The following is a 17873-nucleotide window of genomic DNA, read 5'->3' as shown; positions in this document are numbered from 1 at the left end:
GGCTTTTTGTTAATCTTCTAGTTCATCTTCATCCACCTCATCATCTAGGTTCAACTCATAAGAGGCTCTTGAAGCTTCATCGGCTTGTTCCAGCAAATCTTTATCGTGTTCAATGCTGGTATCATCACCGCTAATTTCATTGATATTTTCTACATCATCCTCTCTGCGTAAAGCATCGTTAGGATCGTTTGAATAATTATCGTTTTCTGGGTCTATCATAACTTTAAGATTTTATATAAGATAATCGTTTTGATAGTGAAATTGTTTTGGAGAAAGCCTTAAAGAACAACAAAAACGTATTCGGTAAGTTTGCCTTTCCCTGATTAGCCTAGCGATCCTTTTTAGATTCTTTGCTGTGGAAATCTTAAAGCGCTTACATTAAGATTATTGATGAGTGGTTTTTTATTCAGGGGCATTCATGAGCTCTATGTGGTTCCCAATCAAGTTGGGAATGACGATTGATCGAAGTATACTACAAAATAAAATCTATCTGTCACTTATTTGATTTTTATAAAATATATTCTTTTTAAGAATAACAAAGTTTTAATCCTTTTTCTTAGGCTCTTCCAAATATCCATTAAAATAGATGGGCTGTTTATTTATACTGCTGGCCGTTAATGAAGCATATCCGTTGGTAGAAATATTGATTGTAAACCGATAATTCTCTCTTATTACATCTTTTGTTTCAATTTGAATGGTGTACATGCCTTTTTTATTTTTGGATTCTTTATAGGTGAAATTTTTTGAAGTAAATTTGATTCCGCCTTGTGTAGGATCCATCGGAGCAGAAAAAGACCTGCCAAAATAAGGTAGATAAGCCACAATACTGTCTTTGGTAACCTTAACATCGTATTGAGACCCGGTTAGGTTTATTGAAGAACCTGCCTGACTGCCTGGCATTGCTGCCAATATTCTGTTAATGTCATTGTTGGCCATTGGCGTGGCTGTGTTAGCTATAAAGTTGTAATTTTTATCTGCTACAATTTTAATTGTGGTTTCTTTGTCGGTTTGGGCGAAAGATTGAAATCCGATCGAAAGAAATGCAAAGCTCAATATTAAATTTAAACGTTTCATCGTGTGTTTTTTAAATGTGTCACAATTTAAAGATGCAGAGATTTGAAAGATTCCATAATAGTGCCAAAAATAGAACGAAACTTAAATCAAATGCTTTTAGTTTTTTACTAAGGATTCATCTTTTCCGAATGATTTGATTTATATAAGGAATTATTTTTTTCGGTTTCGGAAGCCCCCGTGGCAGTGAATTTATAGGTGCCGGGAGGCATGTTATTCAGTTCTATTTCGCCATTTTCGTTTGTAATTAGGGTGATTAAATTTCCTCCAGGATTTTTACCGCCTTTAACAATAATACCGCCAATTGGTGATCCGGCTACCCGCGATCTGGGATTATTTGAAGGAACCATAATAATAAATTTATAATTCCCCGCGATGGCGTTGTTAAATTCTATTTCTCCATTTTGATTAGTTACAAGGTTAGTTGCCTCACCTGCCGGGATGTTAACTGCTTTTACCACTATGCCACCAATAGGTTGCCCGGCTACAAAACTGATTTCTCCGCTTGTTACATCTAGTTTGCCTTTAATGGATTTCATGATGCATGGGAAATGCGATTCAGGATAACTCAGTTTGCAATAATCACAATAATGCCCCTCAGGTTCCTGCGCCTTTAATTGTTGTGTATTTGTTGCTTTGATTGCAGGTGATACGATGGTTTTTTTAATTTGAGCCAGAGCAATTAATGAGATAAATAGCAGAAATACCGCTAGAGCAGCTCCTTTTTTCATAAAATTTGATTAGAAAAGTAAAATTAATCAAAAAATACGGTTTAATATAAATTAGTTGTTTTGGTAAATCTTTAGGCTTTACACTCATTATTTCTTTTTTGACGCTTTTGCAAAGGGGTTAAAATCGAGGGCAAGTTTAACCCAGAAATCAAGTTCATCATTTCTGACTAAAACATTTTCTGATACCGAAATATAACCCTTCATCGGTCTGCCACCCATTACCATTTGTTCCCAGCCATCTTTATGTGATAAGTTTTCTAAAGCATTTGGATCGATCCGAACCATCATACCGGCTTTGGAAACACCGATGCACATTTTGCCATTTACCATAAACACCAATCCTGAAAACATCAGTTTTTCTTCTATATCAGGTATATGCATCAGTCTTTCAGCCACACGGAGGGCAAGGTTTTCGTTGTATCTCACGGTTTAATTTATTCAGTCAGTTTAGTTGTGCCATATTTAATGCCATTATTTCGGAAATATTTCCTGATCAGATCATATTTCTCTGTGCAAAATTTTCCAATATTCATTTTTTCAGAGCTTTCTCTTCTGCGATGGCATTCAAAACAGATTTCTATGTATTCTGCAATCAATCCATTTTCATCTAAAAATACGATTCCATTTCGTGGCTCATAACAGCTATATCCATCTGACTCTGCTATCAGTAATCCTTTATAGCTTTTGGTAGAGGTATAACTAAAGTTATAGAGGATATCAGTAAGTTTATTTAATTCCAAAGCTGACAACACCTTTTTTTCTTTCAATCTTTTTAGATCTAGTTTTTGTTTTTTTTGTAGCAATGCATCATGAACTTCGTTCTTAACCTCGGTATTGATTGTATCTTTAAAGGTATCTTTATAAATAATCTCGGCGCTGATATCGGGCGGTTCAAAAGAGATTAGCATAACCGTTTTATTTTGGTTAAAAGGAAAGAACTTTAATCGCTCGATGGAAGAATATTTATTACGGTACAAACAAGCCATGCGTTTTTCTAAAACAGTATAATCTGCTTCTGATGGAGGTTCAATCGGTGGTGGAGCGGGAGTTGCATGTTTTTTCTTTTGCGCAAAACACGTAAAACATAACAGGCAAAAAATAAGAGTTAATTTAATGATACGCATTGTAAATCCTTTATCTTTAAAATTAATGTTTAAAAGATGTTGAACAAAATAATTTTCTTACTATCGCTATTTCAGTAAATTTGCAACATGTTGTTAAACTGCTATCAGGAAGAATTACTAGAGGCCGGGTGTGACGAAGCGGGAAGAGGTTGCCTTGCAGGCCCTGTTTTTGCAGCTGCGGTGATATTGCCTAAGGGTTTTGTTCTGGAGGGTTTAAACGACTCCAAACAGCTCTCTCATGAACAAAGGGCGCTGTTAAGGCCAATTATCGAACAGGAAGCGCTGGCATGGGCAGTAGCCTCTTGCGATCATGAAGAAATAGACCGCATCAATATTTTAAATGCATCATTTCTGGCCATGCACAGGGCCATTGAAAAATTGCAAACGCCACCACAATACCTGGTTATTGATGGAAACCGTTTTAAGACCTATCCTCAGATTCCTCATAGCTGTATTGTTAAAGGCGATGGTAAATACCTCAATATTGCAGCGGCCTCCATATTGGCCAAAACACATCGGGATGAATATATGACCAACCTGCATGTAGGTTACCCTCATTATAATTGGCAGCAAAATAAAGGTTATCCAACCATTGCACACCGTAAAGCTGTACTCGAAATAGGCTTATCGCCTTTTCACCGCAAAACTTTTAATGTGAGCGCCCCTCAGTTGGAACTGTTTTCAAAAAACGCCTAAAATTTCGTATTTTCACCACGTTGTGAAAATTTTGTTAATTACTAAGCGGATTCCCTTTCCGCCAAACAGTGGTTATCCGATTGTGGTATACAATACCATAAAAGGTTTGCTGCAACTTGGCGCAGATATTACATTGTTTAGCCTTAACCCAACAAAAGGGCGTATTGATATTGAAGATATTTATGACCCTGTTTTTGAAGAGATTAAATACCATACCTGCGATTTAGATACAGATGTAAATGTATGGTCTGCTTTTTTTAATATTTTCACTAACGAATCTTATAATGTTTCCCGGTACTACAGTGAAGATGCTGCCCGGCAGCTGGAAAATCTTTTAAGGGAAAATGCATTCGATATCATTCAGTTTGAAGGCCTGTTTGTGGTACCCTATCTGGACGTGGTTAAGGCAAATAGTAATGCTAAGCTGATTTACCGGGCGCATAATATCGAGTTTACGTTATGGGAACGCCTTTCGCATTCAGAAAAGTTTCTTATTCGGCGCAAATACCTGGCTTTTTTAGCACAACGGCTTAAAGCTTATGAAACTGATCAGATTAATCGCTTTCACCACATTTTTGCTATTTCCGAACCCGATCGCCAAAGCATATTGAGGTTTGGTTGCGAAGTTCCGATGTCGGTTTTTCCGGTAGCCATCGATTTGGAAAAATATAAGGTAGACAAGACCAAAACCAGTTTTCCTACGCTGTTTCATTTAGGGGCAATGGATTGGCGGCCCAATCAGGAAGGATTAGAGTGGTTTTTAGATGATATCTGGCCAGATATTGAGAAGTTGAATAAGGATCTCCGGTTTTATATCGCCGGGAAAAACATGCAGAAACATTTTTTTGAATACGATTCTGAGAACCTGATAGTAGAGGGAGAGGTGTTTGATGCCGTAGAGTTTATGAACTCCAAGGCCATTATGATCGTGCCACTAATTTCTGGTACCGGCATGCGGGTTAAGATTATTGAAGGTATGGCAATGAAAAAATGCATCATTGCCACAACCACGGCAGCCGAGGGGATTAACTGCAGGCACGGACATGATATCTTAATTGCTGATTCTGCGGATGAATTTTACCGTTCCATCTTACAATGTGTTATCAATCCTAAACGGTGGGTAGAAATAGGAGAGAATGCACGGAAAACAGTTGAAAATGATCATGGCGTTCAATTAATTTCCGGTAAAATGTTAAAAATTTATGAGGAATTGGTTAGTGCATAACAAGATTTGTATCCCTTGGGTTGTTGTTTATACTGAGCAACCGAAATCATTCTATCGAATAGCTTTGATCGGATTAAGTGGTGTCTGCTTCTAAGTCCTGCAACCTTAAAAATGAAACGCTGTATTGGGTTTCCAGCCCCGGTTGAAGCGTTACCCTGCAGCAACGAGGCACGAGGAAGCGAAGCGAAAAACGGGATGAAATTTATGGCTTTACACGGACTTTGCGCTCCAAATCAAATTTTGTATTTCTCCGCCCTAAGCATAGCGGCACTTCGTTTGCTTGTACTACATTTTCTTTGTTATTATTGTCAATTGTTCTTCGGTGAAGTAATATCATTTTGTAAGGCTGAAGTTTTTCATCAAATCAGTTTTCAGCCTGAAAAACGCCTATAAAATTAACCTCAAAATTTTGTCTTTTTCTTAGTAGTTTTGCCCCGCGAAGAATAAGCATAAAATCGCCATAATTGGGGTTGAAATTGTAATCGCTTCATTATTCATAAAAAATAAAATTTACGGATGAAAAATACCGCATTAACAGAAAAACACATCGCTTTAGGCGCTAAAATGGTTCCATTTGCAGGTTATAATATGCCTGTTACTTATGAAGGTATTAATGCCGAACATGCAACAGTTCGTAATGGAGTAGGTGTTTTTGATGTGAGCCACATGGGTGAATTTATTCTTAAAGGTGAAAATGCACTAGACCTTATTCAAAGAGTAACCAGTAACAATGCCGCTAAGTTATATGACGGAAAAGTGCAGTACTCTTGCTTGCCCAATAAAGATGGTGGTATTGTTGACGACCTTTTGGTTTACAAGATAGATAATAAAACCTATATGTTGGTGGTAAATGCATCGAACATTGAAAAAGATTGGAACTGGATACAACAGTTTAATACAGAAGGCGTAGAAATGCACAACATTTCTGATCAAACTTCTCTGTTAGCCATTCAAGGACCAAAGGCAGCTGATGCGTTACAAAGTTTAACTGAAGTTGATTTGGCATCAATGGAATATTATACTTTCGTAAAAGGCACTTTTGCCGGAGTTGATAATGTGGTGATTTCTGCAACAGGTTACACTGGCGCTGGTGGCTTTGAGATTTATTTCGAAAACCAATATGCCGATCAGATTTGGGATGCCATTTTTGAAGCGGGTGCGGCATACAATATTAAGCCAATTGGTTTAGGTGCCCGTGATACTTTACGTTTAGAAATGGGTTTTTGTTTATACGGAAATGATATTGATGATACAACTTCGCCAATTGAAGCAGGATTAGGTTGGATTACCAAATTTTCTAAACAGTTTACTAATTCTGAAGCTTTATTGGCACAAAAAGAGGCCGGTATTGAAAAGAAATTAGTTGGTTTTGAAATGATTGATCGAGGTATTCCACGCCATGATTATCAAATTGCTGATGCTGAAGGAAATGTCATTGGTAAAGTAACTTCCGGTACCCAGGCACCTTCTTTGCAAAAAGCAATCGGCATGGGTTACGTTGCAAAAGATTTCGCTAAAGAAGGAACTGAAGTTTTTATTTTGATCCGCAATACGCCAATTAAAGCTAAAGTGGTTAAGTTTCCTTTTTATAAATAGGATTTGAGACAATAGATATGAGATTTGAGACGACACACCGTCTCAAATCTCATATCTCATATCTCAAGACTCATATCTCCTCAAATGTCAAAAAAAATAGAAGTTTGTTTAACGCCAGCCTTGATCGATTTATACGATATTGAGCAGAGCATTGTAGTGGTGATCGATATTTTGAGGGCTACCTCTTCCATTACCTATGGAATAGATAACGGAGCTGAAGCAATTATTCCCGTAGCTCAGGTAGAGGATTGTTTAAATTATCGTGATAGTGGATTTTTATTGGCAGCCGAACGAAACGGAGAGGTAGTTGCAGGCTATGATTTCGGGAATTCGCCATTCTCTTATACTCACGAGAAAGTAAACGGGAAAACAGTTGTTTTAACCACTACCAATGGAACTAAGGCCTTACATTTGGCACAGAAAAGGGCCTTTCAGGTTGTAATAGGATCTTTCTTAAATTTAGATTCTCTTTGTAGTTATTTGAAAAGTCAGGATAAAAATGTGCTTTTGCTTTGTGCAGGCTGGAAAGATCAGTTCAATTTAGAGGATACCCTTTTTGCAGGCGCAGTGGTCACTAATCTTCGTCAAAATTTCGAGCATTTCGATGATTCGAGTGTGGCAGCCGAAGATCTGTATGCTATAGCTAAAGGAGATTTAAGGAAATACCTTCATAAATCATCACATAGCCATCGACTGGCTCAGTTGAATATAGAAGAAGATGTTGTTTTTTGTTTGCAGCTAAACGTTTGTGAAGCCATTCCCGTTTTAAAAGGAGAGCGATTGATAAAATTAGTTTCTTAACTATCTGTTCACAGCAATAAAAATACATCCAACTAAGCTTGAAATTATTATTGCAATTACAAGTAAATATATTTCGCTAAGCTGCTCATTTTTATAAACCTGAATTTTTTCCCAATGAGGGACTAGAATGTAGTTTTGTTTAGATGCATTTGGGCTTCCGTACAATAGTTGGTTTGCTATTCTATCATTAAAGTTGTTTTTATAAAAAACTGGTGCAGTATTAAAGAGGTATTCAAATTCAGTTTTTGTTTTATTATGAAAGTGCTGAATGAGATTAGTCTTCAATTCTGCACCCAAATCTTTTCTGATTTTCTGCTTGAAAGTTTTTACCAACCATATATTATATCTTCCGTTGACACGGATGGAATCCAAGCTCGCCAAAGGCGTGGCAAAATAGTGTGTAACGCTAAATGTCCTTTCCCTTTGGTTACTATTTCCAGAAATTATGTATGTAGAAATGTCAATTATTTTAGGATTAATTACGGTTTGATCAAATTGGTAAAATGAATACGGTCTTTTTGCAATGAGCTCATGAGGTTTTTTGAATGAAATTGGTTTGCTTCTTATCTCTTCAGTTTTCCAGCAGATTATAATAGCTAATAAAGGTGCCAGATAAATAAATAGATTAGGGAAATGGTAAAATGACCCAAACCTGAAAAGCGCTTTTTTAATTGGCTTTCGAATTATAAATAACCACACGGTTACATTAAATCAGACGCAAAAGATAAAGGTGAATAAGTTTGAAAACTTAACATACTCAACTATGCTAAACGCAAAAGCTATTGTTATGAATAAAAAAAAGCAACTTTTTTGATCGCAAAGGCAAATGCTGATAAAAAATTAGGATATTTTGGGTGAGTATCCTTTGTCAGCTTATTCAAAAATGTAGAAAGATATGCTTCTAGTTCAATGGCTTCCTCATACTTCCGCACAGAGAATTTATGATAATCTGAATTAGTCAAATAAATAATTATACCATAGCTACCCCTGGTGATTTGTTCCAGTCCGAAACCTCTTACATCTGCTAATGGAATATAAAGCATACGGTAAATGTTCAGGTTTCTGGCGAATAAAGTAACCTCTAATGATTGTTCGTCATGTGTAAAGTTAGCCTCTGCACCAGAAATCCAAATGGCCAGATAATAACTGCCAAAGCATAAGGTAGTTAATAAAACCGCTGAGTACGGATTAGGTTTAGGAAATAAACAAAAACCGATTATGAATAAAATTGAAGCAATTAATATAAAAAAAACCAGATGGTAATCGTTTAGAAATGTTTTTAAGCTTTGTCGAGGCATTAATTTTTTAGCAATTATTTTTTAATCAAATCCCTTATTATTGGCGTATTCCTGATCGTAATCAACGCCTCTTCATGCGCCAGCCAGTAAATATCTTCTGCGCGTTTCATGTCGAAAGTACTGATTGCCCCTAAACCTTTTGGCTCGATTAATACATTACAGAATTTAGCTTTTCTTTCCATATCATGGTTAATAGACATAATACCTGCGCGCCCCATTAAATTGGTGATACCTGTAATTTTATCAACTGGTTTGAGGTGGTTACAGGATGAGCCTATAATAAAATCGCAGTTTTCCATTAAAGGTTCAACCGGAAAATTGTTTAAAATGCCACCATCTACATACATTTGGCCATCAATCATGATGGGTTTAAAAATACCGGGTATACAGCTTGAGGCATGGACAGCCCTGATGAGTGGCCCTTTTGTAAAGTAAACCAACCGGCCTTCACTAAAGTTTACGGCAGCAATGGTTAAAGGTATCTTTAGCTTTTCTATAGAATCTTCAGGAAAATATTCCTTCAGAATCAAAGCGGTATTTTCAATATTAATCAGTCCTAGCGAACCTACCGCCGGACGTACAAAGCGCCAAAGCTTTGTTTTAAGGAAAATATTTAACCCTTCTTCGGGATCTATGCCGGCAGCAAAAAAAGATCCCGCTATGGCGCCTGCACTTGTTCCGCTAATGTGGCTAAAAGTAATCCCTAAATTACTGAAGGCCTTCAAAACACCTAAATGCGCGATTCCCCTAATACCCCCGCCCGATAATACAATGCCGACTTTCATTTTTTCCTTTAGGTTAATATTTGAACTGATTTTGATATAACTGGTTTCTGCTAACGGTAAACTACCTCTGTTGCTTTGGTTTATACTTCGACTGATTTAAAATTTTCTGTACATCGTTATCACCCATTAACTGTTGCAAAGTAACATCTGGATGCGTACTCATATATTTCCTCACAATCTGCCAGCCTATCCATACGCCCAATTTTGGTGCCGATTCTCTATTTTCGCCTAAACCTGGGGTAAAAGGTCCTTCTGATAAAAATACCTGGATTTTTTGATAGTCGGTTTCGAAAAGATAATTATTCTCCAGAAAATATGCCCAAATGTCCCCTTCAAAGTTTTGCGCCCAGTCTAATTGCTGTTGGGTATATCCGATTTTGGTCGAATCACCTACATTTTCGGGTAAAACCTGATCAAGAAAGTATAAAATCTTTCCCTGAAAAATCATTTTAGATAATAAAGTCCTGTTATCATCAGGCTCCGCAAAAAGTTCTTCATGGACATAAGTTTCGGCAACACGGGGCACAATATATTCAGGCGTGAACCTCCTCGAAAGGTAAAGAGGTACACTTTGCACAATAGCCCTGTAGAATTTGCTGTCTTTACCCAGAAACATGTCTAAACCGATGCCCAGATAATTATCTCCAACAGGCATCTGGTAAGCAAAACCTGAGGCAAAAGAAATGAATTTTGGAATCTTCGCTTTTGGATAATAATATTTAATGTATTTAAAAGTCTGGTTTAATCCATCTTCCTGTACTTTTAAATCTGGAAAAACACTATCCACTTCCTTGCTTAAATCGGTATAGGCCTGATCATGGTATAAATTGGTCAACGATTCGGTGTTGGAAAATTTACTGTCTAAAATCCGATGGATAAAATCGTCGTAAAACACACCATACTTTGAAGCAAGTTGGTTATTTACTTCAAGTACATTTTTGTTTTTTCCTTTAAAAAGTTCCTGATCAAATCTTTCAATTTTGATGTTTACCTCTATATTACTAACATCGGGCCGGTTGCTATGTTTGCAGGAAATAAATATGATGGCAAAAAGAAAAATTAGATAAATTTGCCAGTGTTTTACGTTATACATCATGTAACACAAATATATAAACACCTGTAGCATGAAAAAAATATCAACCATTTTAATTTTATCTGTTTTAAGTTTCGGCGCATGGGCACAAAATTCGCCCTTAACCAGTTACGGTTTTAGGTTAGGATTAACCGCGAGTCCAACTTTTGGCTGGATTAAACCTGAGCAGGGAAAAACTGAGGGAGTAGCCCTGGGCTTTTCATATGGATTGATTGGTGACTTTAATTTTGCTCCAAATTATAGTTTTTCTACGGCCTTAACTATTACTTCTGTTAATGGTAAAAGCACAGAGGCCAATGTTTCACCTTATTATGCAGCAAGTGGCAATACAGCACCAAAAGCTTACGATTTAAAATATAAGCTACAATACGTAGAGCTGCCTTTAACTGTTAAGCTTAAGACTGTGAAAACTGATGGAAAACGCTGGTATGGTCAGTTTGGACTGTCTAATTCAATTAATATTAGTGCAAAACAAAATGCGGTTACTGATGGTATGGTTGTTGGCGATAATTTAAATGTGTCTGATCACATCAAATTTTATCGCGCCGGATTAATTATTGGTGGCGGTGGGGAATTTGATATTTCGGGCAATACCAGTATAGTGGCCGGGTTAACTTTTAATAACGGTTTCACTAATATTGTAACCGATAAAACCAGAGATGTTAGAAATCACTATTTAGCACTTAATTTCGGCGTATTCTTTTAATCCAGATAGCTGTCTTGATACTCAATACGCACTACTTGATACCAGATACTTACTACTTGATACTCACAACCTGATAAATTTAACATGAAAATAGCACTGGCACAACTTAATTACCACATCGGGAACTTTGAGGCCAACACCAGAAAAATAACTGAAAATATTCAATTGGCAAAAGACAAAGGGGCAGATCTGGTGGTTTTTGCCGAATTGGCTATTTGCGGTTATCCTCCAAGGGATTTTCTGGAGTTTGATGAATTTATTGGGTTGTGTGAAACCGCGGCCCATGAAATAGCAAAGTCCTGTACCGATATTGCCTGTATTGTTGGGCTCCCTGTTAAAAATGAGCTATTGCAGGGGAAAGACCTTTATAACGCAGCTTATTTCATTGATGATGGAAAAGTTAAGGCAGTGGTGAGAAAAGCATTGTTGCCAACTTATGATGTGTTTGATGAATATCGCTATTTTGAACCGGCCACACAATTTAACTGTATCGATTTTAAAGGTAAAAAAATTGCCTTGACCATTTGTGAAGACCTTTGGAATATTAACGATAATCCATTGTATATATCAAATCCAATGGATGAGTTGATTAAGGAGCAGCCAGATGTAATGATTAATATCGCAGCATCACCTTTCTCTTATACCCATGATGATGAACGTATTAAAGTACTGGCCGATAATGCAAAAAAGTACAGCCTGCCAGTTTTCTATGTAAACCAGGTTGGGGCGCAGACGGAGATTATTTTTGATGGCGGTTCTTTGGTTTTTGATGCTGATGGAGCCATGAAAGCAGAGATGAAATATTTTGAAGAGGATCTTCAGGTATTTGATCTTGAAGAGATTGAAAATGTACGCAATAAGTATCCGCAATCGGAAAGATTAACAGATATTGAACAGATTCATGATGCACTGGTTTTAGGCATAAAAGATTATTTTGGGAAGTCTGGATTTAGTAAAGCCGTTTTAGGTTTGTCTGGCGGAATTGATTCGGCGGTGGTTTGCGCCCTGGCTTGTCGCGCATTAGGCCCCGGGAATGTAATGGCCGTTTTAATGCCTTCTAAATATTCATCCGACCATTCTGTTCAGGACGCTTTGGATTTGGTGAACAATATTGGTTGTATGCACGAAATTGTGCCTATTAAAGACGTTGCCGAAGCTTTTGACAACATATTGGCGCCAACGTTCAAAGGTTTGCCTTTTAACCTTACTGAAGAGAATATCCAGGCGCGGATCCGCGGCATTATCAACATGGCAATGAGCAATAAATTTGGTTATATTTTATTAAATACATCTAATAAAAGCGAATGTGCAGTAGGTTATGGTACCCTGTATGGCGATATGTGTGGTGCAATTGGCGTGATTGGTGATGTGTATAAGATGCAGGTTTTTGAGCTGGCGAAGTACATCAATAAGGAAAGGGAAATTATACCGGTTAATACCATTGTTAAACCACCATCAGCAGAATTAAGGCCCGATCAGAAAGATTCTGATTCTTTGCCTGAATATGAAATTCTCGATAAAATATTATACCAGCACATCGAAAAGAAACAAGGCTCAAAAGCCATTATTGCTCAGGGTTTTGATGAAGCGTTGGTGTTACGTATCTTAAAGATGGTTAATGTTGCCGAATTTAAACGTTACCAAACGCCGCCTATTTTAAGGGTATCGCCCAAAGCCTTCGGCATGGGCAGAAGAATGCCAATTGTAGGGAAATATATGGTTTAGGTTGTTTAACTGATCAATTGCTGAGATTGTTAAAATGTGGATTACAAACTGAAAACTGTTAACTGGTAGTTGTTGAAACCGTGAATTGTAGAAAGGTCGTCTCGACTGAAGCGTAGCGGAATGGAGAGATCTTTTAAATAGATTTCTCCATTCCGCTCGAAATGACGATTACCGTTTCACCGTTACGTTTTAAGCTAAAGTAGCATCAAATGTAATGGTTGTATTCAATAATTTAGAGATTGGACAGTTTTTCTCTGCATCTGCTACCAATTCGTCGAATTTTTCTTTTGTTAAATCAGGAACAGAAGCTGTTAAAGTTAAATGCGATTCAACAATTTCACCTTTTGACGGATCAAGGTTGATTTCACATTTTGTTTCCAGTTTATCGGCGGTAAATCCTGCTTCAGTTAAGTTAGCAGATAGTTTCATGGTAAAACATCCTGCGTGTGCAGCAGCAATCAATTCTTCTGGATTTGTACCCACACCATCTGCAAAGCGGGTATTGAAAGAATATTGTGTATTATTTAAAGTAGTACTTTGTGTAGTGATGTTACCACTACCTTCTTTAATAGAACCTTGCCATACGGCTGTTGCATTTCTTTTCATGATCGGATTTTATTTTAGATTGTTTAACACCTAAAGATAAAAATATGTTTGTGTAAAGCTGGCAATTCTTTGTTAAGAAATCATGTGATTATCCGGCCTCATCCATTGGTTCTTCCTGAACCATCTTACCTCTTAACGATTGAAAAAGCAATATACTTATACCTGTCATAATCGAAATATCGGCAAAATTAAAAACACCTGTTTGGAAGAGGTAAAAATCCATGTGCATAAAATCGGTAACCGATCCATGCAAAATCCGATCATATAAATTGCCTACACCACCGCCGATCAGAAAACACAAAGCAATTTGCATGGTCATTGGCAAGTTGCGTTTGGTAAATAGAAAATATAAACCGTAGAGCAAAAATAATAGGGGTAAACCTGTTAAAATAATGAGCCTGAAAATGTAGGGCATGTTATCGCCCAGGCTCAAAAATGCACCCGTGTTTTCTACCTTTGTTAAGGTGAAACGGTCTTTAATTATGCTTATGTTTTCGTAATCGCTGATCTCGTTACGAACAATTCTTTTAGAAATCTGGTCGCAGCCAAAATTTAAGGTTAACAATAAGAGTAATACCGACCAGCGGAGGTTTTCTATTTTTTGCATAATTTTATCTGATAATATCGGCATCCACAGGTGTGTAGCCTAAATGCCGGCTTAATGACATAATTTGCCCTTTGTGATGAAACTCATGTGTAATGACATGGGTAAACAACTGTAAAGGATTTACGATTAAAATCGCTCCGTTTCTTTGTAATTCCATTTCCTTTAACTCATTCCCCTTAATTTTTTCTGCAAATAATGAAATGTATCCATCCACGCGGTTGAAGTAAGTTCGGCAGTCTTGTAACGTCTGGTAATTTTCGAAAGCTAGAAACTCCTGTTCAATGCCTAAAGCCCTTTCGCCAATCCATGCGCAATAGGTTTGGCAAATATGAACCAACAAATTTCTGATGGAACCTCTGCCGAACGAACTGTTATCAGTTAAGAAGTGCTGTTCAGAAACACTCCCGATATAATTTAAAAGGGTATTCCTGGATGATAAAACGAAATCGTATTGTTGTTTAAGCATGGCCCGTTTTCCTGATCCATTTTCTAAACGGAATAATCAAAGCCAATAGAATGGTGGTAATGCACAATAATTTTGCGATTAGATCTCCGCTTTTTACATAAAAGGTAATCTCGTCATTCAGGTTGATGTTGGCCTTCAGGGCAGTTCTGGTCCACCATTTGGTGCTTTGTGTTATATCGCCACGTTGATTGATGAAGCACGAAATTCCCGTATTGGCCGAGCGGGCTACATCGCGATGGGTTTCAATGGCTCTCAGTTTGGCATACATCATATGCTGGTCTTTTCCTGAGGTATTTCCCCACCATCCATCGTTGGTAATAATCGCAATAAACTGTGCCCCGTCTTTAACCTGCTCACCGATCCAGTCGCCCCATAAACTTTCATAACAAACCACAGGCGCAACCCCAATGCCGCTCTGGGCGTAAAGCACACTCGGCTTATCTTGCCAGCCCCATCCTCCAACAGTTCCACCCAACTGAGCAAAAACGCCGTCTAAAAACGAAAATACTTTTGGAAAGGGCATTTTTTCTACCCCGGGAACCAGTTTGGATTTGTGGTAAAACTGAACATTAGCAGAATTTTCTACCTGCATGGCGGTGTTAAAATTATCAAAATAAATACCCCGTTGGTTATCAAACTTTGAGGTTATAGTTTTTTTATCCTGATAAATTTTAATACTTTCTATACCTGTAATTAATGTTCCGTTTTTGTACTTTGATAAAAAGCTTTGCAGGGTGATGAAATCACTATTGCCTCTGATTTTATCTTCATCTGCGTAATTTGGAATGGCAGTTTCCGGCCAGATAAAGTACTCGGTATTGGTTTGCCCAATAGAGTCTGATAGGTGTGTCAATATCCTGATCTGTTCAGCTGGTTGGATATTTTCCAGTTTTTGGTAGGGATCTATATTAGGCTGAACCACCACCACATTACTTGGTGTACCCTTTTGTACTGCCGTAAAGTATTTGGTTAATGAAATGCTGATAGGAATAATCACTACCAAAGCCCAGATACCCGCTGTTCTAAACCCTAAATAGCCGGTTTGTGATCTGAATTTCTGATAAGCTTCAAAAGCCAGGATATTGCTCAATAAAATCCATAGCGAACCACCATAAACACCGGTATAATCATACCATTGGGCTAATTGGTGCATACCTGCCAGGCCATTACCCAAGGTCATCCAGGGGAAAGCCAAATCCCAGGTTTGCTGCAGGTATTCTAGAGCGATGTAAAAGGAAATCAAGCCGAAATAAGCCATCTTTTTATTTACATACTTGCCTAATCTATAGTATAACCAAAAAGCAAAAGTCATTAACAATGCACCTAATCCAAATGGAATTAATGAGACCGGTAGGGCTACAAGCGGTCCATTATAAGCACTGATCGCATTATAAACCCAATAAATTGATGTTGTATTCCAGACCAAAAAAGTTAAACCTGCCGTCAGGAAAATTCTTTTACCCTGTTTCTTTCCGGAATCGTTTGAAATGGCATTTAGTGCAATGAACAAAGGCACCAGGCCAATTAATAACAGCGGTGTGGTAAAAGGCATTGGTGGCCAGGCCAGCCAAAGTAAGAATGCACTTAAGAGAGCGAGGAGATAGGTTTGTTTAGATTTCATTACTTAGCGGTAAAATCGTCATGCTGAATTTATTTTACAAGTAGCAACAGTGCTTTCAGTTGCCTTGTAGCTACTCCGTGGTCAGCATCTTAAATGCTGTTTTATTGTAAGGATTTAAGGGTGTGAAGCAGTTAATATATAAACACATCCGGCTCTTTCCATCTTTTACAATCAATTAAGACCCTGAATTTATTCAGGGTGACGGATTTCTACAAACTATCTAAAATATTTGCTTTTTTAGCCTCATATTCTTCCTGGGTAATCAGGTGTTTATCGTATAAAGTTTTTAGCTTCCGCAACTTTAACGTAGTTTCGTCTTCCGGCTCTTCTACCACCTCGGCAATTTGGATTACTGGTTGTGCAGGCTCTGGCGCGGGTTCATAAGTAGGTATTTCGGCAATAGGCTGGGCAGTTAAATTAATGGGAGAGGCTGTTGCGCGGTTTTCTTCCAGTTTTTGCTGGCGCAGCATTTCTTTATACTCTTCTAGTTGCTGATTGGCGGCCTGATGTAATTTACGTGCCTGTACTTTTGGGATAAATTCGGTTACGATGTTTTCGCCATGTTGTGGTACACAGATAAATTTAGAACCAAAAAATTCTTCTTTAAAGGAAACCTCTTTAATGCTTTTCCACGAAATATCTTTGAAATTCATCGTTAAGCCCAGATTACCAGGCTCGCAATAGAAAATGCGCTTATTTGAAATGGCAATGCTATCGGGTAGTAAATTTACCGCTGGTTTTTTCTGTACGGCTAAATATAAAAGTTCTTCGCCTGTGGTTAGCAGGTCGTTTAATTTTCCAATAACTTTTTCAACCGCTTTTGGGTCTTGTTCGTCACTCAGAAATCTATCTATACTCATCATGATATTTTTAAAATTGTACTGTGGTTTAGATTTTTGATGCTAATCTTCAGCACCTTCATATTTGTTTTTGTTTTTAATATTGGGTTTCCCCGCTATGCAAATTACAAATTCTCCTTTTAAAGTATTGTTTTCAAAGTGTGATTTTATTTCAGTCAAGGTTCCGCGAACAGTTTCTTCGAACATTTTGGTGAGTTCTCTACTAACCGACGCCTGTCTATCGGTACCCAAATACTGGGCAAACTCTTCTAAAGTTTTTAATAAACGATGTGGACTTTCGTAAAGTATAATGGTGCGTTCTTCTTCGGCCAGTTTTTTAAATTTGGTTTGCCTGCCTTTTTTCACCGGCAAAAAACCTTCGAAACAAAATGCATCAGCAGGTAAACCCGAGTTAACCAAAGCAGGTACAAAAGCCGTTGCGCCAGGTAAACACTCTACAGCAATATCATTTTTAATGGCCTCGCGTACCAGGAAAAAACCAGGATCGGAAATGGCGGGGGTTCCGGCATCAGATATCAGGGCAATTTTTTGTCCTTCGTTTAAAAACTTAATGATTTCTGAAGTGGCCTTATGCTCATTGTGCTGGTGGTGCGAGAAAACTCTTTTATCAATCCCAAAATGTTTGAGCATCGGAGCACTGGTGCGGGTATCTTCAGCGAGGATCAGGTCGCATTCTTTTAATATACGGATTGCCCTAAAGGTCATATCCTCCAGATTGCCTATGGGCGTTGGTACGAGAAAGAGTTTGCCATCCATATTTTTCTGTGTCCGTCATTGCGAAAAGGAACGACGAAGCAATCTTTTTGTGTAGAGATTGCCGCACTACGTTCGCAATGACGACTTAATTATTATCTTTGCTTAA

General features: G+C 37.7%; 22 protein-coding genes. 7 read left to right on the top strand and 15 right to left on the bottom strand.

Annotated elements, in window-relative coordinates; genetic code table 11:
- Positions 1-9: 9 nt before the first annotated feature.
- The 5 genes from ACIQXP_RS18935 to ACIQXP_RS18915 all read right to left on the bottom strand — a co-directional run bounded on the left by ACIQXP_RS18935 (position 10) and on the right by ACIQXP_RS18915 (position 2926).
- Complete coding sequence (locus tag ACIQXP_RS18935) at positions 10-219, bottom strand: hypothetical protein (protein ID WP_293743252.1); 210 nt, start codon at positions 217-219, stop codon at positions 10-12.
- Between the two features lie 324 nt (positions 220-543).
- Positions 544-1074 (bottom strand): DUF4251 domain-containing protein, encoded by a 531-nt coding sequence (locus ACIQXP_RS18930; protein ID WP_145861793.1) that lies wholly within the window; start codon positions 1072-1074, stop codon positions 544-546.
- 107 nt (positions 1075-1181) lie between these two features.
- Positions 1182-1802: a hypothetical protein gene (locus ACIQXP_RS18925; RefSeq protein WP_387506796.1), complete on the bottom strand. Its 621-nt coding sequence runs from the start codon at positions 1800-1802 to the stop codon at positions 1182-1184.
- Between the two features lie 87 nt (positions 1803-1889).
- The gene (locus tag ACIQXP_RS18920) at positions 1890-2228 is read right to left on the bottom strand and encodes a TfoX/Sxy family protein (protein WP_293743250.1); all 339 of its coding nucleotides are present in this window, start codon (positions 2226-2228) and stop codon (positions 1890-1892) included.
- An 8-nt stretch (positions 2229-2236) separates the two neighbouring features.
- Positions 2237-2926, bottom strand: coding sequence for a hypothetical protein (locus ACIQXP_RS18915; protein WP_293743249.1), 690 nt, complete (start codon positions 2924-2926; stop codon positions 2237-2239).
- Positions 2927-3013: 87 nt separating this feature from the next.
- Between ACIQXP_RS18915 and ACIQXP_RS18910 the strand changes: the two genes are divergently transcribed.
- The 5 genes from ACIQXP_RS18910 to ACIQXP_RS18890 all read left to right on the top strand — a co-directional run bounded on the left by ACIQXP_RS18910 (position 3014) and on the right by ACIQXP_RS18890 (position 7244).
- Positions 3014-3622, top strand: coding sequence for a ribonuclease HII (locus ACIQXP_RS18910; protein WP_293743248.1), 609 nt, complete (start codon positions 3014-3016; stop codon positions 3620-3622).
- 22 nt (positions 3623-3644) lie between these two features.
- Complete coding sequence (locus ACIQXP_RS18905) at positions 3645-4847, top strand: glycosyltransferase (RefSeq protein WP_387506799.1); 1203 nt, start codon at positions 3645-3647, stop codon at positions 4845-4847.
- Between the two features lie 111 nt (positions 4848-4958).
- On the top strand, positions 4959-5240 hold the full coding sequence (locus tag ACIQXP_RS18900) for a hypothetical protein (protein WP_400454097.1): 282 nt from the start codon (positions 4959-4961) through the stop codon (positions 5238-5240).
- Between the two features lie 123 nt (positions 5241-5363).
- Positions 5364-6443: a glycine cleavage system aminomethyltransferase GcvT gene (gcvT, locus tag ACIQXP_RS18895; RefSeq protein WP_293743246.1), complete on the top strand. Its 1080-nt coding sequence runs from the start codon at positions 5364-5366 to the stop codon at positions 6441-6443.
- Between the two features lie 84 nt (positions 6444-6527).
- Positions 6528-7244 carry a 2-phosphosulfolactate phosphatase gene (locus ACIQXP_RS18890; protein ID WP_293743245.1) on the top strand — a complete coding sequence of 239 codons (717 nt, stop codon included), beginning with the start codon at positions 6528-6530 and terminating at the stop codon, positions 7242-7244.
- Here ACIQXP_RS18890 and ACIQXP_RS18885 read toward each other — a convergent pair whose 3' ends face one another.
- The 4 genes from ACIQXP_RS18885 to gldB form a co-directional block, all read right to left on the bottom strand.
- Positions 7245-7943 (bottom strand): hypothetical protein, encoded by a 699-nt coding sequence (locus ACIQXP_RS18885; protein ID WP_293743244.1) that lies wholly within the window; start codon positions 7941-7943, stop codon positions 7245-7247. It abuts the gene before it with no gap.
- Between the two features lie 86 nt (positions 7944-8029).
- A complete protein-coding gene (locus ACIQXP_RS18880) occupies positions 8030-8542 on the bottom strand; it encodes a hypothetical protein (protein ID WP_387506803.1) in 513 nt (170 codons plus the stop codon).
- Positions 8543-8556: 14 nt separating this feature from the next.
- The gene (locus tag ACIQXP_RS18875; RefSeq protein ID WP_293743242.1) at positions 8557-9327 is read right to left on the bottom strand and encodes a patatin-like phospholipase family protein; all 771 of its coding nucleotides are present in this window, start codon (positions 9325-9327) and stop codon (positions 8557-8559) included.
- Between the two features lie 61 nt (positions 9328-9388).
- Positions 9389-10423, bottom strand: a complete 1035-nt coding sequence (gene gldB, locus ACIQXP_RS18870) for a gliding motility lipoprotein GldB (RefSeq protein ID WP_387506805.1) — start codon at positions 10421-10423, stop codon at positions 9389-9391.
- A gap of 28 nt (positions 10424-10451) precedes the next feature.
- Here gldB and ACIQXP_RS18865 point away from each other — a divergent pair, with 28 nt between their 5' ends.
- Complete coding sequence (locus ACIQXP_RS18865) at positions 10452-11126, top strand: porin family protein (protein ID WP_387506808.1); 675 nt, start codon at positions 10452-10454, stop codon at positions 11124-11126.
- Positions 11127-11210: 84 nt separating this feature from the next.
- Complete coding sequence (locus ACIQXP_RS18860; RefSeq protein ID WP_293743239.1) at positions 11211-12851, top strand: NAD+ synthase; 1641 nt, start codon at positions 11211-11213, stop codon at positions 12849-12851.
- Between the two features lie 189 nt (positions 12852-13040).
- Here the strand turns inward: ACIQXP_RS18860 and ACIQXP_RS18855 are convergent, their stop codons facing one another.
- From ACIQXP_RS18855 to rsmI, 6 genes are all read right to left on the bottom strand, one after another.
- Positions 13041-13457 carry an OsmC family protein gene (locus tag ACIQXP_RS18855; RefSeq protein ID WP_387506811.1) on the bottom strand — a complete coding sequence of 139 codons (417 nt, stop codon included), beginning with the start codon at positions 13455-13457 and terminating at the stop codon, positions 13041-13043.
- A gap of 88 nt (positions 13458-13545) precedes the next feature.
- Positions 13546-14064, bottom strand: coding sequence for a signal peptidase II (gene lspA / locus ACIQXP_RS18850; protein WP_387506814.1), 519 nt, complete (start codon positions 14062-14064; stop codon positions 13546-13548).
- Positions 14065-14068: 4 nt separating this feature from the next.
- Positions 14069-14530, bottom strand: coding sequence for a DinB family protein (locus ACIQXP_RS18845; RefSeq protein WP_387506816.1), 462 nt, complete (start codon positions 14528-14530; stop codon positions 14069-14071).
- A complete protein-coding gene (lnt, locus tag ACIQXP_RS18840; RefSeq protein ID WP_387506818.1) occupies positions 14523-16151 on the bottom strand; it encodes an apolipoprotein N-acyltransferase in 1629 nt (542 codons plus the stop codon). Before lnt ends, ACIQXP_RS18845 begins: the two co-directional genes overlap by 8 nt.
- Before the next feature lie 209 nt (positions 16152-16360).
- Complete coding sequence (locus ACIQXP_RS18835) at positions 16361-17014, bottom strand: PH domain-containing protein (protein WP_387506820.1); 654 nt, start codon at positions 17012-17014, stop codon at positions 16361-16363.
- A 39-nt stretch (positions 17015-17053) separates the two neighbouring features.
- The gene (rsmI, locus tag ACIQXP_RS18830) at positions 17054-17767 is read right to left on the bottom strand and encodes a 16S rRNA (cytidine(1402)-2'-O)-methyltransferase (RefSeq protein ID WP_387506822.1); all 714 of its coding nucleotides are present in this window, start codon (positions 17765-17767) and stop codon (positions 17054-17056) included.
- Positions 17768-17873: the final 106 nt, after the last annotated feature.

This window comes from Pedobacter suwonensis, from assembly GCF_044762335.1.
In the GTDB taxonomy this organism is placed as follows: domain Bacteria; phylum Bacteroidota; class Bacteroidia; order Sphingobacteriales; family Sphingobacteriaceae; genus Pedobacter.
Note: the sequence above shows the minus strand (reverse complement) of the source record. Positions and strands in the feature narration are given on the sequence as shown.

Bases quoted from the DNA above. Each gene is read 5' to 3' on its own strand.
- ACIQXP_RS18865 (WP_387506808.1), top strand. From the start codon at position 10,452: ATGAAAAAAATATCAACCATTTTAATTTTATCTGTTTTAAGTTTCGGC.
- ACIQXP_RS18860 (WP_293743239.1), top strand. From the start codon at position 11,211: ATGAAAATAGCACTGGCACAACTTAATTACCACATCGGGAACTTTGAG.
- ACIQXP_RS18880 (WP_387506803.1), bottom strand. From the start codon at position 8,542: ATGCCTCGACAAAGCTTAAAAACATTTCTAAACGATTACCATCTGGTT.
- ACIQXP_RS18915 (WP_293743249.1), bottom strand. From the start codon at position 2,926: ATGCGTATCATTAAATTAACTCTTATTTTTTGCCTGTTATGTTTTACG.
- ACIQXP_RS18925 (WP_387506796.1), bottom strand. From the start codon at position 1,802: ATGAAAAAAGGAGCTGCTCTAGCGGTATTTCTGCTATTTATCTCATTA.
- ACIQXP_RS18910 (WP_293743248.1), top strand. From the start codon at position 3,014: ATGTTGTTAAACTGCTATCAGGAAGAATTACTAGAGGCCGGGTGTGAC.
- ACIQXP_RS18835 (WP_387506820.1), bottom strand. From the start codon at position 17,014: ATGATGAGTATAGATAGATTTCTGAGTGACGAACAAGACCCAAAAGCG.
- ACIQXP_RS18935 (WP_293743252.1), bottom strand. From the start codon at position 219: ATGATAGACCCAGAAAACGATAATTATTCAAACGATCCTAACGATGCT.
- ACIQXP_RS18875 (WP_293743242.1), bottom strand. From the start codon at position 9,327: ATGAAAGTCGGCATTGTATTATCGGGCGGGGGTATTAGGGGAATCGCG.
- rsmI (WP_387506822.1), bottom strand. From the start codon at position 17,767: ATGGATGGCAAACTCTTTCTCGTACCAACGCCCATAGGCAATCTGGAG.
- ACIQXP_RS18930 (WP_145861793.1), bottom strand. From the start codon at position 1,074: ATGAAACGTTTAAATTTAATATTGAGCTTTGCATTTCTTTCGATCGGA.
- ACIQXP_RS18900 (WP_400454097.1), top strand. From the start codon at position 4,959: ATGAAACGCTGTATTGGGTTTCCAGCCCCGGTTGAAGCGTTACCCTGC.
- lnt (WP_387506818.1), bottom strand. From the start codon at position 16,151: ATGAAATCTAAACAAACCTATCTCCTCGCTCTCTTAAGTGCATTCTTA.
- gldB (WP_387506805.1), bottom strand. From the start codon at position 10,423: ATGATGTATAACGTAAAACACTGGCAAATTTATCTAATTTTTCTTTTT.
- ACIQXP_RS18890 (WP_293743245.1), top strand. From the start codon at position 6,528: ATGTCAAAAAAAATAGAAGTTTGTTTAACGCCAGCCTTGATCGATTTA.
- ACIQXP_RS18855 (WP_387506811.1), bottom strand. From the start codon at position 13,457: ATGAAAAGAAATGCAACAGCCGTATGGCAAGGTTCTATTAAAGAAGGT.
- lspA (WP_387506814.1), bottom strand. From the start codon at position 14,064: ATGCAAAAAATAGAAAACCTCCGCTGGTCGGTATTACTCTTATTGTTA.
- gcvT (WP_293743246.1), top strand. From the start codon at position 5,364: ATGAAAAATACCGCATTAACAGAAAAACACATCGCTTTAGGCGCTAAA.
- ACIQXP_RS18845 (WP_387506816.1), bottom strand. From the start codon at position 14,530: ATGCTTAAACAACAATACGATTTCGTTTTATCATCCAGGAATACCCTT.